The organism is Streptomyces sp. L500 (assembly GCF_054551825.1).
This window is the reverse complement of sequence record NZ_JBTOLC010000045.1, coordinates 18,894-35,239: the sequence shown is the minus strand read 5'-3', so window position 1 is coordinate 35,239 and position 16,346 is coordinate 18,894. Positions and strand designations below refer to the sequence as shown.

Genomic DNA, 16,346 nt, shown 5'->3' with positions numbered 1-16,346 from the left:
ATTGACAACCCGTCATGAAGCGACAGATGCCGCCACATCGGCGAGATCGTAGGGGCGGAATGCAGATTCCGGATCTTGTGGGGGAGGGGTCCCCGGGGTGTCCCAGGGGGCGTCTGACCAGTCGTGCGCAGGGCGCGCGGCCCTGTTCTTCCGGGCCGCGCGCCCTGCGCACGTGTGCGATCTTTTATGGTTTGTTTACGGGAGTTCGGGGATTTCGATAGCTGGTTCCGGAAGGGGAGTATCCGGTTCTCATCCGCCCTACAGGTACAGCCCCGCGTCCGCGTCCTGCTGCTGTCCCGGAACCGACGCCGGAACCGTCCCGCGCCGCAGGGCGAAGAGCTCCGCGAGCGTGGCGCCGTTGCGGCCCACGCCCTCCTCGCGGCCCAGCCAGCGGACGGACTCCGTCCGGGTCAGTGGGCCCACCTCGATCCGGGCCAGGCAGCGGCCCGGTCGGACCACCGCCGGGTGGAGCCGCTCCAGGTCCTCGTTGGTGGTGACGCCCACGAGGACGTTGCGGCCCTGGCCCAGCAGACCGTCCGTCAGATTCAGCAGCCGTGACAGCGCCTGGCCCGCCGCGTGGCGGGCCTCGCCGCGGATCAGCTCGTCGCAGTCCTCCAGGAGCAGCAGCCGCCAGCGGCCGCCGCCCTCCGTGCCGTCGTCCTCGCCGATGGCGATATCCATCAGGTAGCCGACGTCGTTGAGGAGGCGCTCGGGGTCCAGGACGCAGTCCACCTGGCACCAGTCCCGCCAGGAACGGGCCAGCGTGCGCAGCGCGGACGTCTTGCCCGTGCCGGGCGGGCCGTGGAGCAGGAGGAGGCGGCCCGCGATGTCGTCGGGGGTCACCTTCATGAGGCGGTCCATCGCGTCGGCCACCGGGGCGGTGTAGTTGGCGCGGACCTCCTCCCATGTACCGGCCGAGATGGCACGGGTCGTGCGGTGCGGGCCACGGCGGGGGGAGAGGTACCAGAAGCCCATGGAGACGTGCTCGGGCGTGGGCTCGGGTTCGTCCTCGGCGTCCGCGACCGCCTGCTTCAGTACTTCCTGGGCCAGTTCGTCGCTGACGGCCGTGACCGTCACGTCGGCGCTGCGCTGCCAGCGCGAGGCCAGCAGCGACCAGCCGTCGCCCTCGGCGAGGACCGCGCCGCGGTCGGCGTCCCGCGCGGAGCGCACCACCCGGGCCCCGGGCGGCAGCAGCGTCGCCCCGGACCGGACCCGTTCCACCGAGTGGCCGCGCGCGTAAGGCTGTTCACCCCGGCCGAACGGGCCGAGGAAGAGGGCGTCCATGACGTCGGCCGGGGAGTCGCTGTCCACTTGGATACCGATGGGCGGTGAATCGGCGGCCGGGGAAAGGGGGCGCTCGGCACTGCGGTCGGCACACATGCGCCCCATGATCCGGCACGGATCACCCCGGCGCACCCGGGTTTTCTCCTGTTCCGCCCCCGCCTGCGCCGAACGCGCCGCAGACCGATTCCGCCCCCGTTACCCTTTCCGTGATGGGACGTCATGGTGGAGGTCGGGCGTTGCAGCGGGCGAGGGGGTGGCGGCCCGGCGGGCCGTCGCGACGGCGGCGGATCGCCGCGCTGCTCGCGGGCGCGCTCCTCGCCCTGGCCGCCCTGGTCACCGCGAGCGTGGAGGCCTGGCGGTCCGGGGACGGGCCACCGGCCGCGCCCGCCGGCTCGGCGGCCTGGCTGGGCTGGGGCTTCACCCACACTCAGTACAGCGCGGACCTCGGCCAGGACGACGCGAAGGCGACGGCCGAGAAGACCATCGCCCGCGTCCCCCTGCCGCAGAACCAGCACATCATGGGCTGGGGCGTCGACAACCCCGAACCCAGACCCGGCACATACAACTTCGGCGACCTCGACCGGCGCGTGGAGCTGATGCGGAAGACGGGCACCGCGCCCGTGCTCACCCTGTGCTGCGCCCCCGACTGGATGAAGGGCGGCGGGAACCGCACCGACTGGTCGCAGAAGTCCCTGGAGAAGGCCCCCGACCGCGCCCACTACAAGGACTTCGCCGCGCTCGCCGGAAGGATCGCCAAACGGTACCCGGACGTACGGCACTTCATCGTCTGGAACGAGTTCAAGGGCTTCTACGACGATTCCAGGAACCGCTGGGACTACGAGGGGTACACCGAGCTCTACAACCTCGTCTACAAGGCGGTGAAGAAACAGAACAGCAAGGCCCTCGTGGGCGGTCCGTACGTGGTGATGGACAGCGAGGCCCCCGGCACCGGTTCCTACGACTCGAGAGTGAGCGGCGACTGGGGGTCGGTGGACCAGCGGGCCGTCGACGCCCTGGAGTACTGGACCGAGCACAAGGAGGGGGCGGACTTCGCCGTCGTCGACGGCGCCAGCTACACCCGCACGGGCAGCAGGCCCGTACCCGACGAGTTCCGGGCCACGCGGAAGTTCACCGACGTCACGGAGTGGGTGCGCAAGATCACCGGGCTGCCGGTGTGGTGGGCCGAGTGGTACGTCGAGCCCGCCGACGAGAGCGACGCCCGCAAGACCTGGACCGAGCCCCACCGCGTCGCCGTCCAGGCCACCGCGATGATGCGGATCGCCGAGGCGAACGCCGCCGCGGCGTTCTACTGGAACCCCGAGGAGGAGGGCGCCGACTGCCCCGGCTGCCTCTGGCGCGGCACCCAACTCGCCGACGGAGGCGGGCCGATGCCCATGCTGGACCTGCTGACCCGCTTCGCCAAGGAGTTCCCGCCCGGCACGGGACTGCGCCGCATAGACGTCGGCGGGGCGGACGCGGCCGCGGTGCAGGTGATCGGCGCGGGCAGGACCGTGCTCGCCGTCAATAGCCTCGACCGGAAGATCACGGCCCGGGTCGACGGCCAGAACGTCGACTTCGGCCCCTACGAAGTCCGCTGGCTCTGACCCGTTGCCCGGCACCACCCCCAACGGCAACACTGAAGCGGCGTCAACCGAACGAAAGGGAGACCTCATGCCTGAAAACCCGGCTCAGGCGCTGGTCATCGTCGACGCGGAGAACAACTACTACGTCCTGCCCCGGGAGGTCGTCGAGACCGCCAGGGCAGCCCCCGAGGCCACGGAGACCATCCGCGAGCACCTGCGCGACACCGCTCACGTCCCCCTCGCCGACGGCTACTCCTTCGCCGGGGTGCTTCGCCTGCCCCCCGAGCACGAGATGGCCCACTACACCCCCGAGGCCTCCTGGCCGGTGGCCACCACCTCGTGATGGCCACCGCCCCCCGGAGCGACGACATCCGGGGCGACGACATCTGTGTCGCCGCCCGATTACCGGGCCCCGCCGACCGGCGGGCCTTCACCGCGCGCGGCTGCCTGGCCGTCGAAGGACTCTGGGACGACCGGTGCGCCGCCGCGCTGGCACACGAGGCAGGGCGGCTGCTGCCCCGCGGCCGCCGTGCGGGCCCCGACGGGCCGGAGCGGCCCAGCCGGCAGGCGGTCGCCGCCGACGCCCCGCTGCTGGCCCGGCTCCACCGCGCCCTCGTCCCCCTGGCGCGGGCCCTCGCCGGGCGCCTCCTCGTGCCCACGTGCGCCTGGTACAACTACTACGAACAGCACGACGGCATCTGGCTCCACATCGACATCGACGCCTCCGAACTCGCCCTGCTCACCACGGTGCTGGGTGAAGTCGGCCCGCTGCACCTCCACCCCGCGCTGCGCGGACGCACCCAGGACCAGCTCGACGCCCTCCAACGCGACCCGGACTGGGACCGCCACAGCGGTACCGCCGTCCGCTACCCCCGCCGCGGGGTACTGGCCCAGCTGGGCCGGGCCGTGCCGCACCACCGGCCCGGGCGGCCCCTGGCCCGGCCGGCAGCGGTGGCGGCCCTCCACTACCGCTCACCGTTCTAGCCCCCTGCCCCACGGCACAGACAGCGGCTCCGCACGGAAGAGGCACTCGTGACGCACGCCCCGGCCCCCGTCCTCCCGCACCCCGCCCCCGTCACCCCCGCCGCGCGACGGTCCTACGCCGACCACGGCTTCGTCCGCCTCCCCGGACTGTGGGACCGCGCGCTGGCCGACGGGATCGCCCGGGAGGGCCGGGAGCGGTGGCCGCACGCCGAGATCCCCCGGCACGGTCCCCGCACCCCCGTCACCGCGCGCCGGATCACCCGCCGGGGCACCCCCGCCGCCGGCGGCCCGCTGCTGGCCCGGACGCACCTGGCGCTGACGGGGACGGCCCGGGCGCTCACCGGCCGGCTCCTCGTCCCGACCTTCGCCGCCTACGGCTACTACGAGGACGACGACGAGGTGTTCCTCCACATCGACACCGAACAGTGCGACCTGACCCTGCTGACCACGGCCTTCGGGGACGTCGGCCCCCTCCACGTCCACCCCGGCCTGATCGGCAGCACCATGGAGCGGCTCGGCGAGCTGGAGAGCGACCCCCGCTGGGACCGCGCCGGCGGCATCCGCGTCGGCTACCCCGACACGGGCGTGACCGCGCTGAACGGGCACGTCCTGCCCCACCACCGCCCGGGCCGCCCCCGCCCGGGACTGCACGCGGTGGCAGCCCTGTGCTACCGCTCGCTGTTCTGATTCGGGAGGGACCTGCTACGACAACGTCGCCATCCGCCACACCAAGGACCCCAGCACCACCAACAACAGCGGCAGCGCGAACCAGAAGGAGCCCTGAAGCCACCGCAGCTGCCGCACCCCGGGCCCCGCCGCCACCCGCACCAGCTCGCGGACCGTCAGCAGCACCAGCAGCCCCGCCGCCGCGAGCGCCCCGGCCACGGTGACGGGCGTCCACGTCACCCGGGGCCCCACCGGGCCGGGCGCCGGCTCGGGGACCTCGCCCACCGGGCGGTCCCTGAGCTCGTAGAGCACCGCGTCGTCGTTGCCGAACACCCGGCGCAGCTCCGGCCGCCCGTCCAGGGCCCGGCGCACCCGGGGGTCCCAGTCGGAGGCGTAGCCCGCGCTGAGCTCGAGGTAGTCGGACTGGCCCTTGTTCACCACGAGCAGGGAGCCCGGCCCGGCCTTGCGCAGCGCCTCCACCAGGCCGGAGACCCGGCCGGGGTCGCGCGGGGCGAGCGTGGGCTCGTACCGGACGCGCTCCATGTCGCGCGCCCCCCACGGCAGGGCGGGAGTGACGTTGTCGACCGGGTCGCTGCTGGTCCACAGCAGCCGTACGGTCGGCCGGTCGTGGGCGTGGACGTAGTCCATGGCGGCGACCTCGCCGGGCCGCACCCGTTCGAAGGACTCGTTGCCCCAGCGGGCCACCAGGAACCCCAGGACGAGCACCAGCCCCGCGAGCAGCGCGGCCAGCGCTCCCCGGTGTGCCCGGCGGGGTCCGGCGGCCGGGCGGGGGAAGAGCGCGAGCGCGGCCAGGGCGCAGGCGCCGGGCAGCGCGAACAGGAAGACGCGCAGGGCGACTTCGCCGCCATAGGACTGCATGCCGAAGGCGAGGAACGGCACGCAGGTCAGGAGGAGCAGCGACAGATCGCCGATGCCCGCGCGGCGCCGCCGCCACCAGCCGAGCGCGGCGAGCCCCAGCACCGCGGCCGCCATCGCGACCCGTACGTAGAGCACCATCTTGTGGGTGGCGCTGCCGCCCTCGATCCGGCCGGAGACGGACGAGGAGAGATTGCCGCCCAGGGAGCCGAGCCCGCCGAAGAGCTCGTCGAAGTGGCCGGACCAGTACGGCTCCGCCAGGAACCCCACCCACACCGCCAGCATCACCCCGCACAGCAGGGGCAGTCCGGTGGTGGTGAGCCGGCGGGCCAGTACGAGCGCGGTGAGGACGCCGAGCATCACGAACGGGGTGAGCTGGTGGCTGGCCACCGACGCGGCGAACAGAGCGACGACCAGGCCCAGCAGCACCGCGGCCGGGCCCCGGCCGAGGGGCAGGACCTCGCGCTCGCCGGGCAGCAGGCGGCCCCGGAGCTGGCCGGGCCAGCGGAACCACAGCAGCAGCACGGCCACGAACAGCAGATAGAAGAGGTAGTTGAGGGACTGGGGGGAGAAGTAGTCCTGCCCCACCCAGCCGCTCAGGGCGAACAGCCACAGCGCCGCCCACTTCGCCCGCCAGCCCGCCCGTACCACCCGCATCAGCAGCAGCATCGGCGCCAGGCTCACCAGTTGCACCGCCAGCGGCCACCAGCGCAGCACCTCGGTCAGATCGCTCACCCCGCACGCGTGGGCGGCGAACGCGGCCAGGGCGAAGAAGCCCGGCCAGCTCCAGCGGGCGTCCAGGTCGGGCGCGGCCGTGCCGGTGCGGTCGATGTAGTCCAGGAAGCCCAGGTGCTGCCAGGCCGTGGCGAAGCGCGGAGGGCCCTCCAGCAGGGCGGGCACCGCGTGGAGGGACACCACCGTCGCCAGCAGCACCGTCAGCAGCAGCCACCGGCGGCGCTCCGGCAGCCACAGCGCGGCCGCGAAGGCCACCACCAGCAGCCCGGCTCCCAGCAGCGTGGCCACCGGCAGCACGGACACCAGCCCGAAGCCGCCCATGTCGTCCAGGTCGACCCGGCCCACGGCCGTCAGCGGCACCCAGTACAGCGCCAGCGCACAGGCGAGCAGCAGCCCGATCCCGGCCTCCGGCGTACGCAAGCGGGCGCTCAGCCACTCGGCGCCGAAGCCCAGGGGCGGCAGCGGGGCGCTCCCGGGCCTCTCCATGACCGGGAGGCCCTCCGCCGGGCGGACGTCGGGCCGGCGCTCCAGATGGTCTATGTCGAGCCGGACGCCCAGCGGCAGCGTGTCGGGGTCGAGCGCGGACCGCAGTGCCCAGCCCGTGCCGAACCGCCCCTTGGCCGGCGCGGCCTCCTCGCCGTGCCGGTCGCCGGGCCCGTCGCCCTGCCGGTCGTCGCGCCGCTCGCCGCGCGGCGCCAGGTCGGCCAGGTCACCGTCGGGCGCCGGGGGCTCGGCCGCCGTCCGCTCCGCCGCCGGCGCGGCCTTGAGGACGGCGCGCAGCTTCACCGCCGCGATGGAGACGATCACCGTGAGGCTGCAGATCTCCGCCACACCCGCGCCCGTCAGTCCCATCCGGGGGAGCAGCAGCAACGTCAGCCCCAGGACCAGCACGCACAACAGGCCCTGCAGATAGGCGAGCCCGGCCGTCCGGCTCTGGGCCCGCAGCACCGCGAAGTACACCTCCATCACCACGCGCAGCGCCGCCCCCACCGCGAACCAGCGCAGCAGCGGAGTGGCCGCGTCCGCGTACCCCCGGCCGAAGACGTGGAGGATGTACGGCGCCAGGAGGAACAGCAGCACGCACACCGGCGCCATGATCTTGGCCATCCGGCGCAGCGCCGCCCGGCAGTTCTCCGCCAGCCGGGCCGGGTCGTGCGAGCCCTCCACGGTCAGCGAGGCGCCCATGTTGATGGCCAGCAGATTGACCGTGCCGCCGATGGTGGAGGTGACGTAGAAGTACGCGTTGTCGGCGGAGTCGATCTGCGCGGCGACGATCACCGGCACCAGATAGACCACGGCCAGCGAGAACAGCGAGCCCGTGTAGTCCCCGGCGAGGAAACGGCCGATCTCCCGGGCGGAGACCGGCCGGGCGCTCTCCGCGGTCGCCCTGATGTGCGCGGGCACCAGCCGCCGGAACACCAGCCAGCCCAGCGGCACCACCGACACCGCGATGGAGACCACCCAGGAGACGAACACCCCGGCGACCGGCAGCGCCACCGCCAGCGCCACCAGCAGCGCCAGCTTCACCGCCGAGAACACCGTGTTGCCCACCGGCACCCAGAACGCGCTGCGCAGCCCGGTCAGCACCCCGTCCTGGAGGGTGAGGAGCGACCACGCCACCACCGCGGCGACGAACCCCAGGCCGCGCAGCGGGCCGTGGAGGAACTGGTAGGACGGCCCCCACAGGCCCAGCGAGAGCAGGAAGACGCCCGCCGCGATCGCGACGAACACGGAACTGCCGGCGTAGGTGGCGAGGACGAGCCGTCCCGTGCGCCGCCCGGCGACGGGGATGAACCGGGCCAGGGCCCCGGTCAGGGTGACGGCCGTCAGGCCGGCGATGAGCTTCATCGCGGCGATGGCCGCCGAGCCCTGGCCGACCGACTCCTCGGTGTAGTAGTGGGCGGCGACCAGCCAGAAGCCCACGCCGAGGACGGCGCTGATGCCCGTGTTGAGCATCAGCGCGAAGGCGTTGCGGAACAGCGGACTGCTCACGCCCCGCCCGGGCAGCCGCAGTCGCCGGGCTGTCGGCTCCACGGCTCTTTCCTCGGTTCGATCCTCGATCCGGGCGGACGTGTCAGACACGGGCTTCGGTCGCTTTCCTGTTCCTGACGGTGTTCCTGACGACGCGTTCCGCGGTGAGGCGCTGGCGGCCGGCGCCGACGAGGCCGCGGCCCCTGCGGAGCACGGCGTAGCCCTTGGTCAGCGCCCGGTCCCGGGCGTACAGCCGGCCGATCCCCCGGCCCTCGACGAGCCGTTCGAACTCCTCGATGCCGGTGGAGCGGCGCACGGTCACCCGCTCCAGGGCGTACGGGCCCTGGGCGCGCCGGGCCAGGGCGTTCCCCACGGCGAGCGAGATCCCGAACCCGGCCGCGCGCACGGTATCGCGCACCCGGCGGCTGGAGTAGCCGTAGGGATAGGCGAACGACTCGGGTGGGTGACCCAGTTCGGCCGTGAGTACGTCCCGGCAGTGCCGGACCTCGTACCACAGGGGCTCGTCGCGCAGCTGGTCGAGCTGGGGGTGGGTGTGGCTGTGCCCGCCGATCTCCACGCCCGCCGCGGCCAGTTCACGGACCTGGTCCCAGCTCAGCATCAGGTCCAGGGCGCCGCCGGTCTCGTGGGCGCCCCGCAGCCAGCCCGTCGAGGCGAACAGGGTGGCGGGGAAGCCGTGTTCGGACAGGGCGGGGAGGGCGTAGCGGTGGACGCCCTCGTAGCCGTCGTCGAAGGTGATCAGCAGGGGTCTGGGGGGCAGCTGGCCGCCGCCGCGCCAGGCGGCGGCCAGCCGCGCGGTGGTCACCGGGGTGAAGCCGTGGTCGGCCAGCACCCGCATCTGCTCGGCGAACGCCTCGGGCGACACGGAGAGCCCGTACGCGGCCCGGGCCGGCGCGTGGGCCACCGCGTGGTACATCAGAATCGGCACCGGCCCACCACTCATCCGCCCGCCCCCTCGCACGCGGGGTCGGCTCCGCCGCCCGGCGCGCGGCCGTCCGGTGCCTCGCCGTCCGTCGGCGCCTCCAGTTTCGCCACGGCGAAGCTGGTGGCGCCTCCGCGTGCCCGTAGGGTGCCCAGGGCGTAGCCGCCGGCCGCCGCGGCGACGCCGGCGACGATGGCGCCGGCCCGGCCGGCGCCGCCCGGGCGGCCCAGGAGCGCGTCGCGCAGCCCGCGCGCGACGCCGGCCGGCAGGACGCGCGTGGTGTAGCGGCGCTCGCTGGCGAGGCCCTCGCGGGTGCCCACGCTGCGGGCCACCAGGGCCTTGGAGAGGCCCTCGGCGTACGCCCGGGTGCGGAAGTAGCCGAAGCGCTCGCGGGCCGGCGGCACCCGGTGGTGGATCACCGAGCGGTCGTCGATGAGCAGCACCGCGTCCGGCAGCGCCCGGGTGAGCCGGATGCACAGCTCCGTCTCCTCCCCGCCCAGCGGCAGCCGCTGCCCGTCCCGCCCGATACCGCTGGCGAAGCCGCCGACGGCCTCCAGGCCGGACCTCCGGAACGAGGCGTTCCCGCCGAGGACGTTGCGGACGGCCACCCGGCCCGGCGGCAGCCCCCGGTAGCTGCAGCCGACCACCCAGTCGAACTCCTCCGGAAACCACGCGGGGCGGCGGCGGGAGGCCCAGACGGGCTGGGTCCGGCCGCCGACCGCCATCACCCGGGGATCGGCGTAGCCCTCGGCGAAGTGCAGCAGCCAGTCCCGCTCGGCCACCGCGTCGTCGTCGAGGAAGGCGATCACCTCGCCGGCGGCGGCCGCGACCCCGGTGTTGCGGCCCGCCGACAGCCCGCGCGGCCCGGCGTTGGCGAGCACGCGCACCCGCTGGGCGCCCTGCTCCGCCCCCGCGCCGTCGTCGCCGTAGGTCTTGGCCAGCCGGCGCAGCAGCGTGGGGTTGTGGTCGACCACGAGCAGGGTCTCCAGCGCGGGATAGGACTGGTCGCGCACCGAGGCCACCGCGGCGAGGATGTCGCCCCAGCGGTCCTCGGTGTAGACACAGATGACCACCGACACCTCGGGCGCGCCGGTCCGTGCGTCGGGCACTGGGCTCAAGACACTTCCCCGCGGTTCGCCGCGGGCGCCAGCGCCAGCGGGCGGCGGCGCCGCCGGGACCGCCGGCCGGTGCCGCGCTCATGGAGGATCACCTTCAGCACACGGATGCCGTCGCGCACGGCGCGCAGATTGCTCGTGCCGTGTATGCGGACGAACTCATGGCTGGGAATCTCCTGGACCCGCAGGCCGGCCTTGACCACTCTGATGTTCATCAGGGTCTCCACCTCGAACCCGGCGCAGTCCAGGGCGATCTCGTCCAGGCAGCGCTTCCAGAACGCGTTGTACCCGTAGCACAGGTCGGTGTACCGGGCACCGAACTTGTGGTTGACCATGGACGTCAGCACCCGGTTGCCCAGCTTGCGGATCAGCGTCATGTCGTCGGTGCCGCCGCCGTTGGCGAAACGGGAGCCCTTGGCGAAATCGGCCCCGCCCACCAGCGCGGAGACATAGCTGACGATCTCCCCGCCGTCGGCCGAGCCGTCCGCGTCGACCATGACGATGATCTCGCCCGTGCAGGCGGCGAAGCCGGTGATCAGGGCGTCGCCCTTGCCCTTGCCCAGCTGCTCGACGACCTTGACGCCCGGATGGAGATCGCGGGCGACACGGACGGTGTCATCGGTGGAATTGCCGTCGACCAGGACCACTTCGTGAATCCAGTCGGGAAGCGTCTTGAAGACGTAAGGAAGGTTCTCCGCCTCGTTCATGGCGGGAATGACGACGCTCACCGGTGGCGCTATCGCGAAGTGCGAGGTCACCGGCCGGTAGCGGCCGGATGTCTCCGGATCCTCTTCACTGGCCGCCGGCCGAAGGAACGCACTCATGTGTTTTCTTTCCCTCTCGTCCGGTGGACCGCCTGCCCCAGCGGTCCGATCGTGTGTCCGGTTCGAAAAGGGGGTACTCGACCTGGCCCCGAACGGCAGGAAACACCGAACAGGGAGGGCGAGTTGGCAAATACGCCGTGCCGCGCGGCACGCGACTCGGCACAGCGGAACGGCCGAGCGCGGCACCCCCTGCCGCGCCCCGCGCCGGTCACCATCGCGACGCTGTGAAGCCCTCCCCGGAGCCGCTTAGAGAAGATGGGCCGATGCGGGTAGATGTACGACGGTATTGAAGCTTGAGTCCGTATGGCAAGAGGTGGGGCGGAGGCTCCTCCTTTGGTGTTATTTGCGCCTATGCAACCATTCGCAGGGACTTAACTATTGACGCCGTGTCCATGGCGGGCGGTTCCCTGGCCCGCCGCCCGGATCCGTCCCATGCGCCGCAGCAGCCGGTCTGCCTGCTCGAACAGCTCCGGCCGCGCCAGCACCGAGTTGCGCAGCGCCCGCAGCGGCGCCCGCCGGGCCCGGTAGCCCAGCGCCACCGGGTGCCGACGGGTCACCCAGCCCTCGGAGACGCTGAGCTCCCGGGTCTTGAGCGAGTCCTTGTACGCCTTGCCGCCCCGCCCCAGGTCCAGATAGGCCAGCCCCTGCGCCGCGGCCCCCTCGGCCATCCGCATGTGGAGTATCAGACCGGGGGAGTAGCGGGAGAACTCCGGGTCGTACGCCGGGAACCAGCACGCCAGCACCGTGGTCGAGCGCAGCCCGAAGTGGGCCGCGACCGGCCGCCCGGCCGCGTAGAGCACCGACAGCAGCCCGGCGAAGGACTCCGTGCGGGTGTGGAACAGCTGCTCGACGAGATGGGCTATCCACGGGCGCGCGAACCGGTCCGCACGCCCTGTTCTTCGGTACTGCGCCGACTTCCAGCCGGTCAGCACGCGCAGCATCGCCGGGTCGCGCTCGTCGTGGACGTAGCGCACCTCGCCCACGTCCCGGCCGAGCCGGCGCTCCTTGGCGAGCGTGGTGCGCGTGAACTTGGGCGACTGCTTGCGCAGCGCCGCCAGATACCGCTCGTACCCCTGGTCGACGTCGATGACCGGTGAGGCGAAGGAGCCGGAGGCCGCCACCTCGAAGGGCTTCTGGCCCTCGATCAGGTGGTCGAACTCCCACAGGGAGAGGCCGCAGGCGAGCAGCAGCTCCCGGGTGTCCCACTGGAAGCCGGGGCGGTGCACCAGCCCCTGGGCGTCCGAGACCCCCAGCCCGATGGCCCGTCCCACCCCCATCGAGGTGCGCTGGAAGGGGAAGAACGCCACCGGTTCGCCCTCCTCCCGTGCCACCGCGATCCGGATGCCCCGCCGGCAGCGCCCCACCGCGAGGGCGAACTCCGGAGCGAGGAAAGGATTCGCGAGCTGGGGTGAGCCGTCCTCGACGGCCCGCGCCTGCATCGCCGACCACGCCGCCCGGTCGGCCGCCGTGAGCTCCCCGGGCCGGTACACGCTGATGTCCACGTCACGAAGCCCGACTTCTCGTGGCGCGGCCCCGATGGCGCCGCGCGTGTGCCAGCAGGAACGCGAGGAGCAGGAGGACCCCGCTGACGGCCGCCACCGCGACCACGCCGCCCCGGACCGTCCAGGCGTGCAGCGCGAGCATGGTCTGGGCCACCAGCAGATCGACCGCGACCGCCCCGCCGACGGCCACCACGGCCCGGCTGAGGGGGTCGAGCCCCCGCAGCGGGGCGGCCACGGCGCAGGCGGGCGCCACGATGAGGAAGAACAGGGCGAACGGGGCGCGCAGCGGGGAGGTGACGTCGGCGAGCGCCAGCGCGCCGCCCACCCCCGCGATGGCCGCCGCCACGCCCGCCGTTACCGGCAGCCAGTCCCGGGCGGCCGGACCCCCGTCGCGGCCGCTTTCCCCGTCCGTGCCCCCCTTGCCGTCACGTTCCGCCGGGTCGTCCAGTCCGGTGAGATCAGTGAAGCTCTGCATTGGCGACTTTGCCCCCCGAAGCGCCGGATGCCGGGCTTCAATGTCGCGCAATCGGCAAAGGCCCGTCAAGATGTGAAGGCCATGCGAAACAGCCCCCGACGGTCCTGACCGCCACAACCGGAGGCTGGCCGTCAGATGAACAGTGGGCGACGTGGCCCGCCCGCCGGGCCGGGCGTCAACCGACCGTCGTCAAGCATGGGTTGACAGTTTCACCCCGATTCCACTTTTGGCATGGACACTTCCAGCGACATGGGGTCGCTGCTACCACGGAGGTGGCAGAAACCCCTGCTAGGGAGGTTCCATGAAACTGTCCCGGTTCGCGGGTGCCCTATCCGCGCTGGCCCTCACCGCCGCCCTCGCCCTCGGCGGGGCCGGCGCCGCGCATTCTGCCGAACGCGCGTCAACCCCCGCCTACACAGCCCTCGGTGACTCGTACTCGTCCGGTCTCGGCGCCGGCGGCTACGACTCCGCCAGCGGTGACTGCAAGCGCAGCACCAGGTCCTACCCGGCCCTTTGGGCCACCGCCCACAAGCCCTCCAGATTCGACTTCAACGCCTGCTCCGGCGCCCGTACGGGTGATGTTCTCAGCGGTCAGCTCGGCTCGTTGAACGGCTCCACCGGGCTCGTCAGCATCACCGTCGGCGGCAACGACGCGGGCTTCTCGGACACCATGAGCACCTGCGTCCTGGGCTCCGACTCCTCCTGCCTGAGCCGCATCGACCAGGCCCGCGCCTACATCCGCGACGAGCTGCCCGACAAGCTCGACGACGTCTACTCCGCCATCAGCGACCGCGCGCCCCACGCCCAGGTCGTCGTCCTCGGCTACCCGCGCTTCTACCACCTCGGCGGCACGTGCCTCGGCCTCAGCGACACCAAGCGCAAGGCCATCAACGGGGCGGCGGACCTCATCAACTCCGTCACCGCCAAACGCGCGGCCGACCACGGCTTCGCCTACGGCGACGTCACGACCACGTTCACCGGACACGAGCTGTGCTCGGGCAGCGCGTGGCTGAACAGCGTGACGTTCCCCGTGAACGAGTCGTACCACCCGACGGCGTCGGGCCAGTCACGCGGCTACCTGCCGGTGTTCACGGCGGGAGCGTGACGATTTGCCGGAGGGGCTGATAAATCAGCCCCTCCGGCGTTTGAGGAGCGGGGGTCCGGGGCGGAGCCTCAACCGCTCGTACCCCCGTACCCACCGCCCGGATAGCCGGACGAGCTGGCTGACGCCGACCCCGACGGCGACCCCGACTGTGAGGGCGACGCCTTCTGACACGTCACCGTGAACGGAACGTGCCGGGACACCCCCGCCCCCTTCACCTCCAGCGCGATCCAGTCCTTCTCCGGATCCCCCGCCCGGTGCGCGGTGTCCGTGTGCGAGAGGACCTTGCTCCGCTCGCCGGCGCCGATGCGCGCCGTGCGCCAGCCGCCGTCCGTGACGTTCCCGCTGCCCGTCACCCAGCGGTAGGTGACGTCGGTGGGGGAGCGGTCCACGGCGATGGCGGCCTGGAAAGCGGGGGCGGCGTCGCCCGGCGGCGGGCAGGGCCCGGAATAGCGGTCCCGCAGGGCGACGAGGGTGACGGTGATGGTCAGGGCGGACGCGCCGCTGGACGAGCCCGAGGACCCGGACGCGGCAGGCGGCGACGCGGCGGCCGACGACGCCGTACGCCCGCTGTCCCGCGGCGAGGGCGCCGCCCCCGCGTTCTTGTCGCTCCCCGAGGACGTGCTCCCGCCCCCGCTGTTCGACCCGCCGCCGCTGCCGCTGTTCGAGGTGAGGGCCCACACCAGCCCGCCCACGGCGAGCAGCGCGACCAGCGCGCCCCCGGCGAGCGCCACCCGCTTCCCCGCCCGCCGCTCGGGCGCCCCGGACGCACCGTCCGGCCCGGACGGCGGCACCGGCACCGGCTGGGTCGGCGCCCCGGACGAACCGGCCGCCCCCGCCGCCACGGTCGGCGCGTACGCCGCACCCCCACCCTCACCCGTCTCCACACGCGGCACGTTCCCCGCCGCCACCGTCCGCAGCAGCCGCTCCGCCTCCGCCGCGCCGAGCCGCAGCGCCGGGTCCTTGCGCAGCAGCCCGTCCAGGACGGGCGCGAGCGGCCCGGCACGGCGCGGTGGCGGGAGCTCGGCGTCGACGACGGCGCGCAGCGTGCTGAGCGGGGTGTCCTGGCGGAAGGGCGAGTAGCCCTCCACGGCCGCGTAGAGCATCACCCCGAGCGACCAGAGGTCGGACTCGGGCCCGGGCGGGTGCCCCAGAGCGCGTTCCGGGGCGAGGTACTCGGGGGAGCCGACCAGCTGGCCCGTCGCCGTCAGCGCCGAGCTCCCCTCGATCATCGCGATGCCGAAGTCGGAGAGGACGACACGCCCGTCGTTGGCGATGAGTACGTTTCCCGGTTTCACGTCGCGGTGGAGTACGCCCACGGCGTGCGCCCCTCGGAGCGCGGCGAGCACCTGCACTCCGATCTGCGCCGCCCGTACCGGGGCGATGGGACCCTCGGCCAGGAGGACCTCCGCGAAGGAGAGGCCGCGCACCAGCTCCATGACGATCCAGGGCCGGCCCTCCTCGGTGACCACGTCGTGGACGGTGACGACGTTGCGGTGGGAGATCCGGGCCGCCGCGCGTCCCTCGCGTTCCAGCCGGGCGTAGAGCTGCCGTACGTCGGGAGCGGGCAGTCCGGCGGGCGCCCGGACCTCCTTGACCGCCACTTCCCGGCCCAGTACCTCGTCCCGGGCGCGCCATACCACGCCCATGCCACCCTGCCCGAGCTCGTCCAGCAGCCGGTAACGGCCCGCCAGCACCCGTCCGGCGCCGGAACCCGTGTCCATGCGTCCGTCCCTCCCCCGAGAGCAATTCGGGGTGAATGTACCGCAACGGAGCGTGATTGCCCCCTGTTCGGTACCGTATTGTCCTGTTCAACTCGCTGTCGGTAACGGCAGGTTCACGTCAGGTCTGTCAACGCCCTTGACGGGGTGGTGAATCGGCCCCGCCGATGCGCGGGTGACGCGATGGGGCGATAGGGTTACCCTGCCTGGGCCGGGTGCCTCGTACGGGTGGGGAGTGTCGAATGGATCAGATAGCGATGCGGAGCAGGCCGCGTGTGCCTGCCATCAGCTACGGAAGCGGTGCGTCGAGCGCGCGCCTGGATCGTCACCTCGCGGTGCTCGGCGGGCCCGCCCTGCCGCAGCGCGAGGTCGAGGGCGCGACGGTGCTGATGCGCGAGATCACCTCGCGTGACCACGTCCGCGCCGGTCGCAGCAAGAGCCAGAGCCGTACCGCCCGGGTGTCCCTGTTCGCCCCGCTGCGACGGCTGCGCCGTTCGCTCTTCGGCAGCCGTGGCACCACCTCTCACGCCTGACCCCCGGCCCCGGCCCGTCCCCGCAAGGCCCGTCC

14 protein-coding genes are annotated in these 16,346 nt (G+C 73.1%); 6 read left to right on the top strand and 8 right to left on the bottom strand.

Going from position 1 to position 16,346, the window contains the following annotated elements:
• Positions 1-258 precede the first annotated feature (258 nt).
• On the bottom strand, positions 259-1,380 hold the full coding sequence (locus ACX9I7_RS27705) for a DUF5925 domain-containing protein (protein WP_387577054.1): 1,122 nt from the start codon (positions 1,378-1,380) through the stop codon (positions 259-261).
• 113 nt (positions 1,381-1,493) lie between these two features.
• Here ACX9I7_RS27705 and ACX9I7_RS27700 point away from each other — a divergent pair, with 113 nt between their 5' ends.
• From ACX9I7_RS27700 to ACX9I7_RS27685, 4 genes are all read left to right on the top strand, one after another.
• Positions 1,494-2,888: a GH39 family glycosyl hydrolase gene (locus ACX9I7_RS27700; protein ID WP_459388870.1), complete on the top strand. Its 1,395-nt coding sequence runs from the start codon at positions 1,494-1,496 to the stop codon at positions 2,886-2,888.
• 67 nt (positions 2,889-2,955) lie between these two features.
• The gene (locus tag ACX9I7_RS27695) at positions 2,956-3,210 is read left to right on the top strand and encodes a hypothetical protein (RefSeq protein WP_459388869.1); all 255 of its coding nucleotides are present in this window, start codon (positions 2,956-2,958) and stop codon (positions 3,208-3,210) included.
• Positions 3,210-3,851 (top strand): hypothetical protein, encoded by a 642-nt coding sequence (locus tag ACX9I7_RS27690; RefSeq protein WP_387577060.1) that lies wholly within the window; start codon positions 3,210-3,212, stop codon positions 3,849-3,851. The genes ACX9I7_RS27695 and ACX9I7_RS27690 overlap by 1 nt, the downstream gene beginning before the upstream one ends.
• Before the next feature lie 48 nt (positions 3,852-3,899).
• The gene (locus tag ACX9I7_RS27685) at positions 3,900-4,538 is read left to right on the top strand and encodes a hypothetical protein (RefSeq protein WP_387577062.1); all 639 of its coding nucleotides are present in this window, start codon (positions 3,900-3,902) and stop codon (positions 4,536-4,538) included.
• Positions 4,539-4,553: 15 nt separating this feature from the next.
• Here the strand turns inward: ACX9I7_RS27685 and ACX9I7_RS27680 are convergent, their stop codons facing one another.
• The 6 genes from ACX9I7_RS27680 to ACX9I7_RS27655 all read right to left on the bottom strand — a co-directional run bounded on the left by ACX9I7_RS27680 (position 4,554) and on the right by ACX9I7_RS27655 (position 12,955).
• A complete protein-coding gene (locus ACX9I7_RS27680) occupies positions 4,554-8,210 on the bottom strand; it encodes a lipopolysaccharide biosynthesis protein (RefSeq protein WP_459388868.1) in 3,657 nt (1,218 codons plus the stop codon).
• Positions 8,203-9,060: a polysaccharide deacetylase family protein gene (locus ACX9I7_RS27675; protein WP_459388867.1), complete on the bottom strand. Its 858-nt coding sequence runs from the start codon at positions 9,058-9,060 to the stop codon at positions 8,203-8,205. Before ACX9I7_RS27675 ends, ACX9I7_RS27680 begins: the two co-directional genes overlap by 8 nt.
• Positions 9,057-10,148: a glycosyltransferase family 2 protein gene (locus ACX9I7_RS27670; RefSeq protein ID WP_459388866.1), complete on the bottom strand. Its 1,092-nt coding sequence runs from the start codon at positions 10,146-10,148 to the stop codon at positions 9,057-9,059. Before ACX9I7_RS27670 ends, ACX9I7_RS27675 begins: the two co-directional genes overlap by 4 nt.
• Before the next feature lie 5 nt (positions 10,149-10,153).
• Positions 10,154-10,978 carry a glycosyltransferase family 2 protein gene (locus ACX9I7_RS27665; RefSeq protein ID WP_387577070.1) on the bottom strand — a complete coding sequence of 275 codons (825 nt, stop codon included), beginning with the start codon at positions 10,976-10,978 and terminating at the stop codon, positions 10,154-10,156.
• Positions 10,979-11,349: 371 nt separating this feature from the next.
• Positions 11,350-12,480: a GNAT family N-acetyltransferase gene (locus ACX9I7_RS27660; RefSeq protein WP_358622127.1), complete on the bottom strand. Its 1,131-nt coding sequence runs from the start codon at positions 12,478-12,480 to the stop codon at positions 11,350-11,352.
• A 1-nt stretch (position 12,481) separates the two neighbouring features.
• Positions 12,482-12,955 (bottom strand): hypothetical protein, encoded by a 474-nt coding sequence (locus tag ACX9I7_RS27655; protein WP_387577072.1) that lies wholly within the window; start codon positions 12,953-12,955, stop codon positions 12,482-12,484.
• A gap of 301 nt (positions 12,956-13,256) precedes the next feature.
• On the opposite strand from ACX9I7_RS27655, the gene ACX9I7_RS27650 reads away from it, so the two are divergent.
• On the top strand, positions 13,257-14,060 hold the full coding sequence (locus ACX9I7_RS27650; protein ID WP_459388865.1) for an SGNH/GDSL hydrolase family protein: 804 nt from the start codon (positions 13,257-13,259) through the stop codon (positions 14,058-14,060).
• Between the two features lie 68 nt (positions 14,061-14,128).
• Here ACX9I7_RS27650 and ACX9I7_RS27645 read toward each other — a convergent pair whose 3' ends face one another.
• Positions 14,129-15,781 (bottom strand): serine/threonine-protein kinase, encoded by a 1,653-nt coding sequence (locus tag ACX9I7_RS27645; protein ID WP_459388864.1) that lies wholly within the window; start codon positions 15,779-15,781, stop codon positions 14,129-14,131.
• A gap of 239 nt (positions 15,782-16,020) precedes the next feature.
• On the opposite strand from ACX9I7_RS27645, the gene ACX9I7_RS27640 reads away from it, so the two are divergent.
• Positions 16,021-16,311 (top strand): hypothetical protein, encoded by a 291-nt coding sequence (locus ACX9I7_RS27640; protein ID WP_189453674.1) that lies wholly within the window; start codon positions 16,021-16,023, stop codon positions 16,309-16,311.
• Positions 16,312-16,346 lie beyond the last annotated feature (35 nt).